Raw genomic sequence first — 15,144 nt, forward strand, 5'->3', positions numbered from 1 at the left:
CCTTTGATGCTCGCAGCAGTTACCGGTGCAAATTCCCCAACATCCCCCAATGCCATTCTCGGAGTCTAGCCCCCTCACGAGGGATTCGTCACGCCCTGATGTAGATCGCGGTGGCCCGCGAGGAGTCCACCCCGGTCTGGCTGATCGACTGGATCATGTACCAGTAGTAGTGCCCGAGCACCACGCCGGTGTCCAGCCAGGACTGGGCCGAGGTGGTGCGGCGGCGCACCGCGCGCAGGTAGGTGGCCGTCGACTGGATGTAGGGGACGACGGAGCCGGTGGATTCCCAGCGCCAGATGGCGATGAGCTTGAGCGGCTCGCCGCTGGAACTGGAGGTCCAGCTCAACCGAACCCCGGTGCCTTCGCGCACGGCCTTGGTGATGGTCGGGGTGTAGGGGCGGGTGGCGAACAGCTCCGGGTAGGGCACCGGCAGCGAGGGCCGCGCGTAGTGGCGGGCCTTGAGGATCCCGATGGCGTTGAGCTTGTTCGCCCGGAACGCGGTGGTGTTGTAGTAGGCATGCCCCCGCACCGCGGGCACCGAACGGCACTTGGTGATGTGGTCTCGCAGCTCATTGGGGTCCTGCCAGGCGGGCGTGTTCGGGTCCCCGACCTTGTAGGCGGCCTCCCCGGTGTACAGCTTGACCTTGGTCCCGGCGACCTGCTTGGCCCACCAGTCGACCAGCACGTTGTAGTTGGCCACCGTGTAGCCCTGGTACCAGTACAGCTGCGGGGCGATGTAGTCGACCCAGCCCTCCTTGACCCAGCGCCGGGTGTCGGCGTAGAGGGCGTAGAAGCTTTCCAGCCCGCTGGTCGCCGAGCCCAGGGAGCTGGAGGAGCTGTTGGCCCAGATGCCGAAGGGGCTGATGCCGAACACGACCCGCGGCTTGGCCGCCCGGATCGCGTTGTGGGTGTCGCGCACGAACACGTTGATGTTGTTGCGCCGCCAGCTGGAGATGGAGGTGAAGGAGCCCTTGTAGGTGTTGTAGGTCGAGGAGTCCGGGATCGACTGGCCGGCCACCGGGTAGGGGTAGAAGTAGTCGTCGAAGTGCACCCCGTCCACGTCGTAGCGCTTGACCATGTCGATGACCACGGAGCGGATGTAGTTGCGCACCGCGGGGATCCCGGGGTTGTAGTAGCGCCGGCCACCGTAGGCGAAGGACCAGCTCGGGTTCAGCCGCGCCGGATGGCTGGCCACCAGCGACGTCAGCGAGGTGTCCATGGAAACCCGGAAGGGGTTGATCCAGGCATGCAGGGCGATGCCGCGCTTGTGCGCCTCGGAGATCGCGTAGGCCAGCGGGTCGTAGCCCGGTGCCTTGCCCTGGGTGCCGGTGAGGTACTTGGACCATGGCTCCCCGAGGGTGGAATTCCACATCCTGTCGGCGGCGGGACGGACCTGCAGGAACACCGCGTTGAGGTTCCGCGACACGGCCAGGTCCAGGACCGAGCGCAGCTCCGCCTGCTGGGTTGCCACGGACAGCCCGGCCTTGGAGGGCCAGTCGATGTTCACCACGCTGGCGGTCCACAGCGCACGGAACTCGGTGCGCGGGTAGGTGGCGGAAGTGAAGGTGTTGCGCGAGGAGATGGTGTAGACGTGGTTGCGGACCACCGCCGCGGCGGCCGGTGCCGCCATGAGCCCGGGCCCCAGGGCGGCGCCGGCAAGTGTTGCCACGGCCGCGGAGAGCACCGCCCGCCGGGTCACGGGATTGGCAAGGGCAAGGGACGAGGGTGCCATTTCCGTTTTCATGGCGGGGACTCCGATGGTGCGCGAGTGGGCACGGCCGGGCTGGATCGAACGACCGCTTGGAGGCAACGCTACGCCGCGTCCGCACGCCCGAAAAGGCCTGCGGCATTACGCTTGCGCGGCACTTTGGCCAAGGATTGGTGGAGGGGGAAACCAGCGTGGCCCGGTGCCGTTGCGGCGGAAGACCTCAGCGCTTTTCCCCCAGTGCAGCGAAGAAGCGCTTCTCGAATTCCGCCGCCGTCGTCCTCGCAAAGGTGCTGGTCAGGTGCGACTGGTCCATGTAGACCAAGACGTTGCCGATGACCGGCCGGCAGATCCCGTCGGGGCAGAGCTGGTCGGTCATGTCCATGGTGGAGAAGCCCTCCCCCAGGGTGCCGCCGTCCACCAGCGGATCCAGCGGCGAGGAACCGGCCATGAGTTCGGAAACCGGCGCGCTGCACTGCTGCGCCTCGGCCCCGAACCTGTCCACGCAATCGGGCACGGGAGTGGTGAAGCGCGGGGTGTCGCGCAGCGCCACCACCGGGATTCCGGCAGAGAGCAGCGGGCGGATCCCGGCCTCGTAGTCGGGCACCACCTTCTCTTGCTCCCCCGCCGTGTGTCCGTGCTGGTCCGGGCCCAGCGCGGTGAAGGATCCGAGGGTGATGACCGCATCGGGGTCGGTCTCAAGCACGTACCGGCCGGCGGCCGCATTGAAGGCCCCGCATTCCTCGCCGCGGGTCTCGGAGGGCCCGCCGAAGCGGCACGACGGCTTGGTCAGCAGGATCCAGCGCCAGCCCTGCTTTTGCGCCATGGCATCCACGGCGCCGCTCCAGTGCTGGGCGTGGGAATCCCCGAGCAGCACGACGGTCTTCTCCGCCTTCGGGTTCCCGCCCTGCTGGCAGTACTCGATGGCGGGCGATGCGGGGGCCCACGCACCGGCGCAGTCGGCGCCGAAGTTCGACCATTCCTCGTCGAGCTTGGTGGTCAGCGGGACCATGACGGCCTCTGAGCTGGGTTCGTGCCCGAACCCGGGGTCCAGGATCGCCGCGCCGGGGTTCTCGACCGGTGCCTGGGACGCGGCCCGCAGTTCCTCGGCGGCGACCCGGTGTTCCCAGCCGCCCAGCGGGGCAAGCACCAGCGCGAGCAGCACCGCAATGCTCAGTCCCGCGCGCCGGCGCTTGGCCGAGAGCCACTGCCAGGAACGCATGGGCGATTCGACGATGCGCGTCGTGGCCCAGGCCAGCAGCAGCGACACCAGCATGATCCCCAGCCCGGCACCCAGGGAGATGCGTTCGCTTCCGGATTCGACCAGGAAGAAGACCATGACCGGCCAGTGCCACAGGTACAGCGCGTAGGAGACGTTCCCGAGCCAGCCGAGGGCCGGTGCGGACAGCACCCGCTGCACGCCAAGGCGGTGGTTGGGGGCCATGATGACGAAGGCCGCGGCGAGCGTGGGCCACAGCGCCAGGTAGCCGGGGAACTCGTGCTCGACCTGCAGCAGCATGCCGCAGGCCAGGATCGCGGCCAGGCCCAGCCACCCCAGGGACACCATCAGTGCCGTGGGGAGCCTTTGCAGCCAGGGCAGGAAGATGGCGATGAGCGAACCGAGCGCAAATTCCCAGAGCCGGGCACCGGTGTCGAAGTAGGCCCACTCCTGTGCGGTGGCGGTGGCGTGGATCGAGTAGGCCAGGGAGAGGACGAAAACCAGGCCGAAGAGAGCTCCCATGGTCATCCGGTAGCTCAGCGCGGGGAGCCTGGTGGCCAGCGTCTTCCACAGGAGCATGCCCGCGGCCAGCAGCAGCGGCCAGAGGATGAAGACCTGTCCCTGGATGGACAGCGACCAGAAATGCTGCAGCGGGCTGGCCGTGGCGTGCTCGGCAGCGTAGTAGTCCACCGAGTCGCGGGCAAGCTGCCAGTTTTGTGCGTAGAAGAGGCTGGCGGTGATCTGCTCCATGATGGAATCCCAGCGTGCCTTGGGCAGCAGCGCGACGCTGGCCGCGATGGTGGCCAGCAGGACCAGGACCGCTGCGGGGAGCAGCCGGCGGAAGACGTTGAGCCAGTAGGCCAGCAGGGCCAGCGGCCGACCGCCTTCGACCTTGCGGACGAAGGCGCCGGTGAGGAAGAACGCGGAGAGCAGCAGGAACACGTCCACGCCGCCGGATACCCGGCCGAGCCAGACGTGGTAGACCATGACCAGCACGACGGCCAGCGCGCGCAGGCCCTGGAGTTCGGGCCTGAAGGCGGATGCGGGTCTTGCGGCAGCTACTGGACTCCGCCCTGCCACGCCAGGCGCAGGAAGGGAAATCGACATCGGTACATCCTGAAAATTGACAGCGTCCCACACCCGGAACGTTGGGCATGGGCATCCAACGTTACCAAAGCCCGTTATCGTTTCGTTACAGCTGGTTCCCAGCCTCGAGGTGGCAAACGCCAAGCGCCGCCGGCCTCCCGGCCTCCAACCCCTGGGGGCGGAAGCCTGGCTGCCGGCGGCGCTTGGTGCACTGCCACGCGTGGTGCGTGTTAGTGGCCGTGTCCTGCGTGCGAGTCCGCATCCCCGGCCGGCTTTTCGGCGACGAGGGTTTCGGTGGTCAGCACCAGGGCCGCGATCGATGCAGCGTTGCGCAGCGCCGAACGGGTGACCTTGACCGGGTCGATGACACCGGCGTTGATCAGGTTCTCGTACACGCCGGTCAGGGCGTTGAAGCCCTCGTTGGCAGGCGATTCGGAGACCTTGGCGGTGACGACGTAGCCGTCGAAGCCGGCGTTCTGGGCGATCCAGCGCAGCGGCTGGACCAGTGCCCGGCGTGCGATGGCGACACCGGCAAGTGCGTCGCCGGTCAGGGCGAGCACGTTGGCGTCGGTGTCCAGCACGGCAAGGGCGTCAACCAATGCGGTGCCGCCGCCGGCAACGATTCCCTCTTCGAGGGCCGCGCGGGTGGAGGAGACTGCATCTTCGATGCGTGCCTTGCGTTCCTTCAGCTCGACCTCGGTGGCTGCGCCGACCTTGATCACGCCGATGCCGCCCGAGAGCTTGGCGAGGCGCTCGGAGAGCTTCTCGCGGTCCCACTCGGAGTCGGTGCGGGTCAGTTCGGCCTTCAGCTGCGAAACGCGGTCCGCAACGTCCTCGGCCGTGCCTGCGCCGTCGACGATGGTGGTCGAGTCCTTGGTGATGGTGATGCGGCGAGCCGATCCCAGCACTTCGAGGCCGACCTGGTCCAGCTGCAGCCCCAGGTCCGGGGAGACAACCTGTGCGCCGGTGAGGATCGCGATGTCCTGCAGCATGGCCTTGCGGCGGTCGCCGAACCCCGGGGCCTTGACGGCCACGGCGTTCAGGGTGCCGCGGATCTTGTTGACCACGAGGGTGGAGAGGGCTTCGCCCTCGATGTCCTCGGCAACGATGAACAGCGGCTTGCCGGCGGCCAGCACCTTTTCCAGCAGCGGCAGGAATTCGGCCACGGTGGAGATCTTGCCGGAGTTGACCAGGATCAGCGCGTCCTCCAGAACGGCCTCCTGGCGCTCCGGGTCGGTGACGAACTGCGGGGAAAGGTAGCCCTTGTCGAACTGCATGCCCTCGGTGACAACCAGCTCGGTGGCGGTCGTGGAGGATTCCTCGATGGTGATGACGCCGTCGGTGCCCACGGTTTCGAAGGCCTTGGCCAACAGCTCGCCGATTTCCTCGCTCTGGGCGGAGATGGCTGCCACGTTGGCGACCTGCTTGCCCTCGACCGGAACGGCGTTTTCCTTCAGGCGCTGCGCAACCGCCTCGACGGCAACCTCTATGCCGCGCTTGATTTCGCCCGGGGCGGCACCCGCGGCAACATTGCGCAGGCCCTCCTTGACGAAGGCCTGTGCGAGCACGGTGGCGGTGGTGGTGCCGTCGCCTGCAACGTCGTTGGTCTTGGTGGCGACTTCCTTGGCCAGCTGTGCGCCGAGGTTCTCGTACGCGTCTTCCAGCTCGATCTCACGGGCGATGGTCACGCCATCGTTGGTGATCGTCGGTGCGCCCCAGGCCTTTGCCAGCACCACGTTGCGGCCGCGCGGGCCGAGGGTCACCTTGACGGTGTTTGCGAGCTTATCAATGCCCGCTTCGAGGGCGCGTCGCGCCTCTTCGTTAAAAGCTAGCTGCTTTGCCATGTCTTGCTCCTTATAAGCTACATAAAGCCCCGGCCAGGGGGCCGGGGCTTTATGAGGAAAACTACTTTACGACGATGGCCAGGACGTCGCGTGCCGAGAGCACCAGGTACTCTGCACCGCCGACCTTGACTTCGGTTCCGCCGTACTTGGAGTAGATCACGACGTCGCCTTCGGCTACGTCCACGGGGACGCGGTTGCCGTTGTCATCGACGCGGCCCGGTCCAACTGCTACGACCTTGCCTTCCTGCGGCTTTTCCTTGGCGGAATCAGGGATGACCAGACCGGAAGCAGTGGTGGTTTCTGCTTCGAGCGGCTGGACGACAATGCGGTCCTCGAGAGGCTTAATGGAGACGGACATCGTCTCTCCTTTGCGTGAGTTACCAATGGTTTACGGGCCGTTCGGGTGGTACCAACCGTCGTCGCGGTGCCAGCTGGCGAATTACCTCAGGCTTTCAGCACTTGTCGGGATCGACAGGCGCCACCAATGACTCTAGGCAACCATTAGCACTCGGTCAAGGCGAGTGCTAATTGAGTCGTTTTTTACGCGCTCGGCGCATCGGGTGCGGCGGGCTTGGAGACGTCCGGGAAGAGGGCCTTCAGGCGGGCCTCCGCGGCTTCGGTGGCGGCCGCGGCGGCCTGCTGGTTGGCCTCGGTCACCGCGGCCAGCATCTCGGCCCGCTGGATCTTGATGCCGCGGGGCGCATCGAAGCCGATCTTGATCGAATCGCCCTTGACATCGAGGACCGTCACCACGATGTCCTCGCCAATCAGGACCTGTTCTCCGACCTTCCGCGTAAGTACCAGCACCGCACAATCATAACCCGGCGCCCGCCGTCGCTACGGACGGGACTAGGCGCCCGGGCCCCTGGCCTCGAGCACCGGGAACCCCAGCTCCCAGACCGTTTCCGGGGTCAGCGTCTCCTCCGCGTGCAGGGACACCACGGCGTAGATCCCGTGTCCCGCGGCGACGGCGTCGACCCAGGCGGCGGTGTCCTCGGCCTTGCGCCCGGCATCCACCGCCGCCCACAGCTGGTCGGGCGCCAGCACCTCCAGCAGGTGCAGTTGCGCCGGCAGTCCCAGCAGCGGATTGAGGGCCACCGAGACCAGCAGGGGCACACCCTGGGCCACGACGTCGGCGCGGGCCTTGAGGATGCCGCGCCGATCGAGGATCGGCCTGCGGGCCAACGACTGCGTATCGAATTTATGGGCCAGCTCCCCCGCGTTGCGCCGCAGCGCCGTGCCGTCATCCAGTTCCGCGGCGGCCATGCCCGCGTCTCCCCACAGCCCGATGACCACGACCAGGTCCCCGGGGCCGGCCAACGGCGAGGGAACAACGTCCCGCCCCGGCGACGCGGCTCGCCGGGCGCGATCGCCCGGGTTGCCGGCGCCGGAGCCGGAGGCCGGTGTCCCGGCTACACGCGAACCGGTGGCCGGTTCCAGGGCAAAGGCCTGGCTGTCGAGCAGGCGGGCGAAGTCCGGCCGTCCGGGCAGCGGCGGCAGGTCCTCCGGATCCTCGAAACCGGTTGCCTGCGGGGCGAAGCGCAGCTCGGCGGCGTCCGCGCGCGCCAGCAGCCCGTCGATCCCCTCCGCCACCAGCGGGGAATCCGGTGTCAGGGTGTTGGACGAATAGGTGCCGGATGCAGGGGTCGCGGGTTTCGGGGACGCGGGTTTCGGGGACGCGGGCGTGGGCGGCGCGGGGGCCGGTGCAGGTTCGAGGGCACGGTGCATTTCCGCGCCCGCCTCCGGCTCCAGCACACGGCCGTGCGGCGCGTGCTCGTCGGGCACCTCGATGATGGCCTCGAGGTGCGTCTTGGCCAGGAACCCGCCGATGCCGCCGACGGTGACCCGCTCGGCCGAGACGATGCGGGCGTGCCGCCCGAACTCGGCGATGGCCCGCTCGTGGATCTCCACCAGGTTCGCACCCTCAAGCTGAAAGCGCATCGGCACCGCGCACCACCCCCACGGTCTCGATCTCGGCCCCGCCCGCGGTGGCCTCCTGGTAGGAGAGCACCGGGATGGAACCGGGCGCGGCGCCCAACAGGCGGCGCACCGCCGGGCGCAGCGCCGGGGCGCAGACGAGCACCGCGGACAGGCCGCGGGTTTCCAGGTCGCCGGCGATCTGCTTGGCCGAGGCAAGCACCGACTCCAGCCGCTGCGCATCCAGCATGATCTGGGTGCCGGCCTCCGAGGGACGCAGCCCCTCGAGCATGCCCTGTTCCAGGACGGGATCGATCATCACCACCCGCAGCGTGTTTCCTTCCAGGTAGCCGGCGGCGATGGCCGGGCCCAGCGCGGTGCGGGCGGCCTCGATGAGCCCTTCCGGGTCGGTGCTGGCCTTGGCGCGCAGGGCCAGGGCCTCGTAGATGCGCCCGAGGTCGTTGATGGGCACGCCCTCGACGAGCAGGCCCTGCAGCACGCGCTGGACCTCCGCCAGGGACAGCGGGGAGGGCACCAGTTCCTCCACGGCCGAGGGGTTGGTTTCGCGCACCGCGTCGGTGAGCACCCGCACATCCTCCCGGGTGAGCAGCCTGGCGGCCTGCGCGCTCACGATCGAGGACAGGTGGGTGACGATCACCGAGACCCGGTCGATGGTGGTGGCCCCGGCCATCTCGGCATTGTGCCGCAGCTCGGCCGGGACCCATTTGCCGGCCAGCCCGAAGACCGGCTCCACGACCGAGGCCCCGGGCAGCGACTCCAGGTGCTCACCCAGGGCCAGCACCTTCCCGCGCGGGGCGGTGCCGCGCCCGGCCTCGACCCCGGCGATCCTGATGGCGTAGGTGGCCGGGGGCAGGTCCACCGAGTCGCGGGTGCGCACCGGCGGCAGCACGATGCCCATTTCCATGGCCGTGCGGCGGCGCAGCGCGCGCACGCGGGCCAGCAGGTCGTCCCCTCCCCCGTTGACCACGTCCACCAAATCCGGTGCCAGTTGGATCTCCAGGGCGTGCACCCGCATCTTCTCGATCAAATCCTCCGTGGTTTCGTTCGGCACGACCGCGGCCTCGTTCTGGCGCGCCACCTGGGCCCGGGTTTCCTCCTTGGCCAGGTTGGTCTTGATGCGCTGCGCGGTGAGGATCAGCAGGGCGCCGATGAGCATGAAGGGCAGCTTAGGCATTCCGGGCACCAGGGCCAGGGCGATGGCCGAGGCCCCGGAGATCAGCAGCGCGGTGCGCGACTGGGCCAGCTGCTTCGAGGCGGTGGAGCCCATGTCCGCCGAGGCGTTGGAGCGGGTGACGATCATGCCGGTGGACACGGCCATGAGCAGCGCGGGGATCTGCGTGGCCAGGCCGTCGCCGATGGTCAGCAGCGCGTAGGTGTTCAGCGCCTCGGAAATGCCCATGCCGCGGGAGATCATGCCGATGGCGATGCCGCCGACCAGGTTGATGATGATGATGATCAGCCCGGCGATGGCGTCGCCCTTGACGAACTTGGAGGCGCCGTCCATGGCGCCGTAGAAGTCGGCCTCGGCCCCGACCTCGGCGCGGCGTTCGCGGGCCTGCGTGTCGGTGATCAGCCCGGCGTTCAAATCCGCGTCGATGGCCATCTGCTTGCCCGGCATCGCGTCCAGGGTGAAGCGCGCCCCGACCTCGGCGACGCGCTCGGCGCCCTTGGTGACCACCACGAACTGGATGACCACCAGGATCAGGAAGATCACGCAGCCGATGATCAGCGAGCCGCCCACGGCAATGGACCCGAAGGCGGCGATGACCTCCCCGGCGTACCCGTTGCCGAGCACCAGCCGGGTGGAGGCGACGTTCAGGCCCAGGCGCAGCAGCGTGGCGACCAGCAGCAGCGAGGGGAAGACCGAGAAGTCCAGCGGCCGCTTGACGAACATGGTGGTCAGCAGGATCACCAGGGCCAGCAGGATGGACACGGCGATCAGCACGTCCAGCAGCGGCGCGGGGACCGGGACCACCAGCAGCATGATGATGCCCACCACGCCCAGCGGCACGGCGATCTTGGAGAGGGAAGCGAATTTCATTCGGTCTTGCTCCTTGGGACTCGGCGGTTGGCCGGAGGTCGGGCGGTGGTCGGGGTGGGGACCGTGGAAAAGCGTGGGGGCCGGTGCGCCATGGTCTTCATGTCGTGCCCGCCCGTCGTCCGGGACCGGCCGGCTGGGGGCCGGGCACGGTGTGGACGCCGGCGGCGGTGCCGCGGGCCTTGAGCGTCATCACGAAGGCCAGGACGCGGGCCACGTCGTTGTAGGCATCGGCGGGGATTTCGTCCCCGATCCCGCAGACCTCGTGCAGGTTCCGGGCCAGCGGCACGTCGCGGACCATGGGCACGCGCTTGTCCGCCGCTTCCTCGCGGATGCGCGTGGCGATGTTCCCGGCGCCCTTGGCCACCAGCCGCGGCGCGGACTTGCCGGGCTCGTAGCGCAGCGCGACCGCCACATGGGTGGGGTTCACGACCACCACGTCGGCGTCGGCGATCGCCGCGATCATCCGGTTGCGGCTCATGGCCATCTGCCGGGCCCGGCGCTGGGACTTGATCAGCGGGTCGCCGTCGGTGCGCTTGTTCTCGTCGGTGACTTCCTTGCGCGTCATCCGCGTGTGCTTGCGGTTCCGGCGCATGACCACCAGCACGTCGACGGCCGCCAGCACCAGCCCGGCGATGACCGTGGCCCGGATCAGGGAGGTGGCGCCGTCGGAACCGGCGGACAGCAGCGAGGCCAGCGGCAGCGACCCGGATTGCAGCAGCAGCGGCATGAGCGAGGCCACGACGAACCAGAGCACCAGGGCGATGACGGCGACCTTCAGCAACGCCTTGAGCCCCTGCCAGAGCGCCTGGAGCCCGAAGACCCGTTGGATGCCGGTGATGAGGTTCAGGCTGGCGGGATCCAGCGTGAACTTCCTGAAGTTGATGCCGCCCTGCAGTGCGGCGGTGGCGACCACGACGATGAGCACCACGACGAAAAGCGGCAGCAGCGAGGAAGGCAGCGACCCCAGCCCGGTGCCCAGCGCGTCGAGTGCTGCCGCGGGGTCGGGCTCGGCGATGATCCCGCGCACCGCCTCCAGCTGCATGCGGCCCGCGCGCTCGGCGGCCACCAGCAGCCCGGGCAACATCAGCGCCGCGGCGCCGATGCCCAGCCAGGCGGCCAGGTCCTGCGAGCGGCTCGTCTTGCCCTTCTCGCGGACCTCCTTCATGCGCTGTTGTGTGGCCTTCTCGCTGCGCTCCCCCGAATCCTGGCTCACGGGCCGCCCACCCCCGACAGCAGGGACAGGGCGTTGCGCACCAGCGAGGAGACCAGCGCTGGCAGCACCACGAACACCGTGCCGGCCAGCGCGAGGGTCAGCATGATCTTCAGCGGGAAGCCCATGGCGAAGGCGTTCAGCGCCGGGGCGGCGCGGGTCAGCAGGCCCAGGCCGATGTCGGCCAGCACCAGCACCACCAGCAGGGGACCTGCGATCTGGACGGCCGCCACGAACATCTCCCCCACAGCCCCCACGAGGGATTGCGCCACGTAGGGCAGCCCGATCCCGCCGCCCAGCGGGATGACGGCGAAGGAGCGGAACAGCCCGGCGAGCACCAGCTGGTAGCCGTCGGAGGCCATCAGCAGGGCCAGTGCCGCGAAGTGGAAGAAGCGGGTGAACTGGGCGCCGTTGATCATGGACTGGGGATCGAAGCCCTGGGCCATGGCGAAGCCGCCGAAGAGGTCGATGAGGCTGCCGGCCGACTGGATGGCGGAAAAGACGACCATGACCATGAACCCCATGGCCGCGCCCGCCACCAGTTCGGCGACGACCGCGCCCAGGAACGGGCCGGTGTCCAGGGACTCGTAGCCGGCCCCCAGCCGCGGGGTGACGGCCAGGGCCAGCCCGATCCCGAGCATGCCCTTGATGCGCAGCGGGATGGCGTTGTGCGAGAAGGGCGGGGCGATGACCAGGAAGGCGGTGACGCGCACCGCCGCGAGCATCATGACCTCCAGCCAGGGAAGCGGCACGGTGGCCAGCATGCTTAGCCGCCTCCCAGCAGGGCCGGGATCTTCTCGAAGAGCTCGTGGGTGAAGAGCACCATCTCGGCGATCATCCAGTGCCCGCAGACGAGCAGCGCGATCGCCACCGCGGCGGCCTTCGGGACGAAGGAGAGGGTGATTTCCTGGATCTGCGTCATTGACTGGAAAAGCGAGATCGCGAAGCCCACGACCAGCGAGGTGATGAGCACCGGGGCCGAGAGCTTGGCCGCGACCACCAGGCCGGCGAGCCCGATGTCCAGGACGGCATTTGGATCCATTTTCCTAGCCGCCGATCCGGTAGGAGCCGATGAGAGCGGTGATGACCAGGGCCCAGCCGTCTACCAGCACGAAGAGCAGGATCTTGAAAGGCAGCGAGATCATCACCGGCGGGAGCATCATCATGCCCATGGACATCAGCGCCGAGGAGACCACCAGGTCGATGACCAGGAACGGCACGAAGATCACGAAGCCGATGATGAAGGCGGCGCGCAGCTCGGAGATCATGAACGCCGGGATCAAGGTGGTCAGCGCGACGTCCGCCGGGGTGGCGGGGTTGGGCAGTTCCGCGGCGCGCGTCATCAGCGCGATGTCGGCCTCGCGGGTGTGAGCCAGCATGAATTCGCGCAAGGGCACCACCCCGACCTCGAGCGCCCGGGTCAGGTCGATCGAGCCGTCCAGGTAGGGCTGCACGCCCACCTCGTTCATGGAGGCAAGCACCGGGGCCATGATGAACAGCGAGAGGAAGAGCGCCAGGCCGGCGAGCACCTGGTTGGGCGGGATGGTGGGCAGCGCCAGGGCGTTGCGGGTGAAGGCCAACACCACGAAGATCTTGGTGAACGAGCTCATCATCAGCAGCAGCGCGGGGGCCACCGAGAGCAGGGTGATGGCGATGAGGGTGACGATCGCGGAGCTGGGGGTGCCGTTGGGGCCGTTGATTTCCACCGACAGGCCACCGTTGTCCCCCGGGGTCCCGGGGTCGATGGGCGCGGCAAACGCGGCCGGCGTGCCGGCGAACACGAAGAACGCAAGCAGCGCCAACAACAACCCGGCGAGCAGAGCCGGCCGGGTGCTGAACGAGACGACGGGGCGAAAAGTGTTCATGCGCCGCGTCCCTGGCGCACAGCGGCGACGGCCCGGCGCCAAGTGTCGGGGGAAAGGATCGAACCGGCAAGCGCACCCGTTGGAGCAACGGAAATCGCCGGCGATGCCGGGGCGCTTGGCGCGGCCGCGCCGGGGTGCGGTCCGTCCGTGACGGATTCGCCCACGCGTGGGTCATGCGCCGCCACGGTGCCCTGCCGCACGGCATTCAGGCTCGCCGCGAAGGCGCGCGAGCGATCCGCCATGGTGGCGGGTGCAGGCACCTGCCCCAGGGCATCGGGGACCACGGGTTCGGGGGCCTCGAAGGAATCGAGCACGCTGATCGAGGACTCGGCCACGCCCAGCAGGTAGCGCCGCCCCTGCACGTCGAGCAGCACCACGGAGGACTTCGGGCCCAGTCCCTGGCGTTCGACGACCGACAGCTGCGAGGCACGCGGGGTTCCGAAGCGCGTCAGCACCCGCTTGCGCAGGTAGAACAACAGCCCGAAGACCGCCGCGAGCGAGACGACCACCCGCAGCACCAAGAAGAAACTTTCCAAGACTAGGCCAGGCCCTCGTTCACGTCGAGGATCTGGGTGATCCGCACCCCGTAGTCCTGGTCCATGACCACGACTTCGCCCAAGGCGATGAGACGCCCGTTGAGCAGGATGTCCGCCGGTGCCCCGGCGGAGCGGTCCAGCTCCACCACGGCACCGGGTTCCAGGCCCAGCACGTCGCGCACCGACATGCGCGTGCGCCCGATCTCCACCGTCAACGCCATTTCCACGTTGTTGATCCGGCCCAGGCGGCTTGCCACGTCCCCGCGCCCCTCTGCACCGGAACCTGCAGCCGGCCGGGCCGTCTCGTTGTTGCGGATGCGGATGGCGAAGAAGCCGATGTCCTCCCCCGCGCTGCGCAGTTCAAAGCACACGGTCTCCGCATCACCCAGCATCGCATCGGCACGCACCGCCGAATCGGTGGAGAGCACACCCGCGCCCAGCACGCCGGTTGCGGCCTCAAGCGCGGGGCGCAGGATGTCCGCAGCCGAAACCAGCGAACCTTCTCCGCCCGGGGCGCCGCCCAGCAGCGGGGCCGCCACGCAGAGCAACACATCGGCGGAGAGCTGGCCGACGAAGCCGGCCGCAACCAGCTCGCCGTGGCCCTGGAGCATGGAAGCGTCGCGGGTGCCCGACTGCAGCACGGCGGTGACCGGGGAGGTGGTGGGCAGCATGCCGGCCAGCGCCTCGGCGGCCGCCGAATACAGCGCCGTCGAGTGCAGGACCGGGGTGGATGTTGGTTCGGGGCTCAAGAGGGACTCTCCTCGGTAGAAACGACGACGGCGGCGATCCGGCCGCTGCGGGTGCCGGCCGCGGCGGTGCCCAGGCGGCGCCCGTCGACGGACAGCTCGAAGGGCCGGTGGACGGGGTGGGGCAGCGGCAGCACATCCCCCACCGCCAGGTTCAGGATGGTGCCGGGGGTGACGAAGGCGGGCCCGAGGGCGAGGGCCACGTCCACCGGGACCCCGGCGAGCGCCTCGGTGAGCAGCTCGGAGGCGTTCTCCACCGGAGTGCGCGGGTTGGTTTCCCCCAGCTGCGGCAGCAGCATGTCCGCCGGCACCGCGACCGAAGCCAGGGTGCTGCGCTCGCCCACGCGCACGCGCAGCCAGGCCGCGATGACGATCTCGGACTTCGTGGCGGCCTGCGCGAACTGGGAATTGTGGTGGATTCCGGCGACCATGAGCTGTTGTTGCAGCAGGGCACCCAGGGAGTAGTGAAGGTCCTCGAGCGCCTCGTCCATCAGCCCGCGCACCAGGGTCTGCTCGATGCGCGTGTACTTGCGTTCGGGAACGTCGGTGGCGGTGGGGCTGCCCAGCATGTGGGAGATCCAGTTCAGTGCGTCGGCTGCGGGGAACTGGATGACGGCGCGCGCGCCGTGCCCCTCGGCCTCGCAGAGCACCATGGTGGTGGCGGGAGGCAGCCCGGCGACGTAGTCGTCGTAGGACTGCATCTGCACGTATTCGAGGGAGACCTGCGACATGAGCCGGATCTTGGCGGTCAGCTGGGTGCCCCATTGGCGGGCAAAGGTCTCGAAGGCCAGCTCGAGCACGCGCGAATGTTCGCGGGCAAGCGTCGTGGGCCGGCGGAAGTCGTAGACCACCGCGGCCGCGGGGTCTGGAAGTGTTGGGTTGGGCGCACCCGCACCGGGGTGTCCCGCAGGCAGGAGCGTCACGGGCACCACTATCGGCAGGCGATGGCCGGTT

Annotated in this window: 14 protein-coding genes; all 14 read right to left on the minus strand. The window is 68.8% G+C overall.

All coding sequences use genetic code 11. The features are described 5' to 3' along the window. Positions 1 to 88: 88 nt before the first annotated feature. On the minus strand, positions 89 to 1,744 hold the full coding sequence (locus tag ACIPVK_RS07645; RefSeq protein ID WP_407611368.1) for a glycoside hydrolase family 10 protein: 1,656 nt from the start codon (positions 1,742 to 1,744) through the stop codon (positions 89 to 91). Positions 1,745 to 1,928: 184 nt separating this feature from the next. Continuing rightward, entirely contained in the window at positions 1,929 to 4,031 is a 2,103-nt protein-coding gene (locus ACIPVK_RS07650; RefSeq protein ID WP_407611369.1) for an acyltransferase family protein, read from the minus strand. A 209-nt stretch (positions 4,032 to 4,240) separates the two neighbouring features. Continuing rightward, entirely contained in the window at positions 4,241 to 5,854 is a 1,614-nt protein-coding gene (gene groL, locus ACIPVK_RS07655; RefSeq protein WP_407611370.1) for a chaperonin GroEL, read from the minus strand. 61 nt (positions 5,855 to 5,915) lie between these two features. Next, positions 5,916 to 6,212 (minus strand): co-chaperone GroES, encoded by a 297-nt coding sequence (gene groES / locus ACIPVK_RS07660; RefSeq protein ID WP_071213005.1) that lies wholly within the window; start codon positions 6,210 to 6,212, stop codon positions 5,916 to 5,918. A gap of 182 nt (positions 6,213 to 6,394) precedes the next feature. After that, a complete protein-coding gene (gene csrA / locus ACIPVK_RS07665; RefSeq protein ID WP_407611371.1) occupies positions 6,395 to 6,661 on the minus strand; it encodes a carbon storage regulator CsrA in 267 nt (88 codons plus the stop codon). Positions 6,662 to 6,703: 42 nt separating this feature from the next. After that, positions 6,704 to 7,795, minus strand: a complete 1,092-nt coding sequence (locus ACIPVK_RS07670) for a hypothetical protein (protein ID WP_407611372.1) — start codon at positions 7,793 to 7,795, stop codon at positions 6,704 to 6,706. Beyond that, complete coding sequence (locus ACIPVK_RS07675; RefSeq protein WP_407611373.1) at positions 7,779 to 9,833, minus strand: flagellar biosynthesis protein FlhA; 2,055 nt, start codon at positions 9,831 to 9,833, stop codon at positions 7,779 to 7,781. The genes ACIPVK_RS07670 and ACIPVK_RS07675 overlap by 17 nt, the downstream gene beginning before the upstream one ends. 97 nt (positions 9,834 to 9,930) lie before the next feature. Beyond that, positions 9,931 to 11,046 (minus strand): flagellar biosynthesis protein FlhB, encoded by a 1,116-nt coding sequence (locus ACIPVK_RS07680; RefSeq protein ID WP_407611374.1) that lies wholly within the window; start codon positions 11,044 to 11,046, stop codon positions 9,931 to 9,933. Then, positions 11,043 to 11,807, minus strand: coding sequence for a flagellar biosynthetic protein FliR (locus ACIPVK_RS07685; protein ID WP_407611375.1), 765 nt, complete (start codon positions 11,805 to 11,807; stop codon positions 11,043 to 11,045). Before ACIPVK_RS07685 ends, ACIPVK_RS07680 begins: the two co-directional genes overlap by 4 nt. Positions 11,808 to 11,809: 2 nt before the next feature. After that, entirely contained in the window at positions 11,810 to 12,085 is a 276-nt protein-coding gene (gene fliQ / locus ACIPVK_RS07690; protein WP_407611376.1) for a flagellar biosynthesis protein FliQ, read from the minus strand. Positions 12,086 to 12,089: 4 nt separating this feature from the next. Further along, complete coding sequence (fliP, locus tag ACIPVK_RS07695; protein WP_407611377.1) at positions 12,090 to 12,908, minus strand: flagellar type III secretion system pore protein FliP; 819 nt, start codon at positions 12,906 to 12,908, stop codon at positions 12,090 to 12,092. Further along, positions 12,905 to 13,444 (minus strand): FliO/MopB family protein, encoded by a 540-nt coding sequence (locus ACIPVK_RS07700; protein WP_407611378.1) that lies wholly within the window; start codon positions 13,442 to 13,444, stop codon positions 12,905 to 12,907. Before ACIPVK_RS07700 ends, fliP begins: the two co-directional genes overlap by 4 nt. 2 nt (positions 13,445 to 13,446) lie before the next feature. Next, positions 13,447 to 14,193, minus strand: coding sequence for a flagellar motor switch protein FliN (fliN, locus tag ACIPVK_RS07705; RefSeq protein WP_407611379.1), 747 nt, complete (start codon positions 14,191 to 14,193; stop codon positions 13,447 to 13,449). Continuing rightward, positions 14,190 to 15,113, minus strand: coding sequence for a flagellar motor switch protein FliM (locus ACIPVK_RS07710; protein ID WP_407611380.1), 924 nt, complete (start codon positions 15,111 to 15,113; stop codon positions 14,190 to 14,192). The genes fliN and ACIPVK_RS07710 overlap by 4 nt, the downstream gene beginning before the upstream one ends. Positions 15,114 to 15,144 lie beyond the last annotated feature (31 nt).

The organism is Paeniglutamicibacter sp. MACA_103 (assembly GCF_045798555.1).
Lineage (GTDB): Bacteria > Actinomycetota > Actinomycetes > Actinomycetales > Micrococcaceae > Paeniglutamicibacter.

Coding starts and splice junctions, on each gene's coding strand:
- ACIPVK_RS07645 (WP_407611368.1), bottom strand. CDS start 1,744: ATGAAAACGGAAATGGCACCCTCGTCCCTTGCCCTTGCCAATCCCGTG.
- ACIPVK_RS07650 (WP_407611369.1), bottom strand. CDS start 4,031: ATGTCGATTTCCCTTCCTGCGCCTGGCGTGGCAGGGCGGAGTCCAGTA.
- groL (WP_407611370.1), bottom strand. CDS start 5,854: ATGGCAAAGCAGCTAGCTTTTAACGAAGAGGCGCGACGCGCCCTCGAA.
- groES (WP_071213005.1), bottom strand. CDS start 6,212: ATGTCCGTCTCCATTAAGCCTCTCGAGGACCGCATTGTCGTCCAGCCG.
- ACIPVK_RS07670 (WP_407611372.1), bottom strand. CDS start 7,795: ATGCGCTTTCAGCTTGAGGGTGCGAACCTGGTGGAGATCCACGAGCGG.
- ACIPVK_RS07675 (WP_407611373.1), bottom strand. CDS start 9,833: ATGAAATTCGCTTCCCTCTCCAAGATCGCCGTGCCGCTGGGCGTGGTG.
- ACIPVK_RS07685 (WP_407611375.1), bottom strand. CDS start 11,807: ATGCTGGCCACCGTGCCGCTTCCCTGGCTGGAGGTCATGATGCTCGCG.
- fliQ (WP_407611376.1), bottom strand. CDS start 12,085: ATGGATCCAAATGCCGTCCTGGACATCGGGCTCGCCGGCCTGGTGGTC.
- fliP (WP_407611377.1), bottom strand. CDS start 12,908: ATGAACACTTTTCGCCCCGTCGTCTCGTTCAGCACCCGGCCGGCTCTG.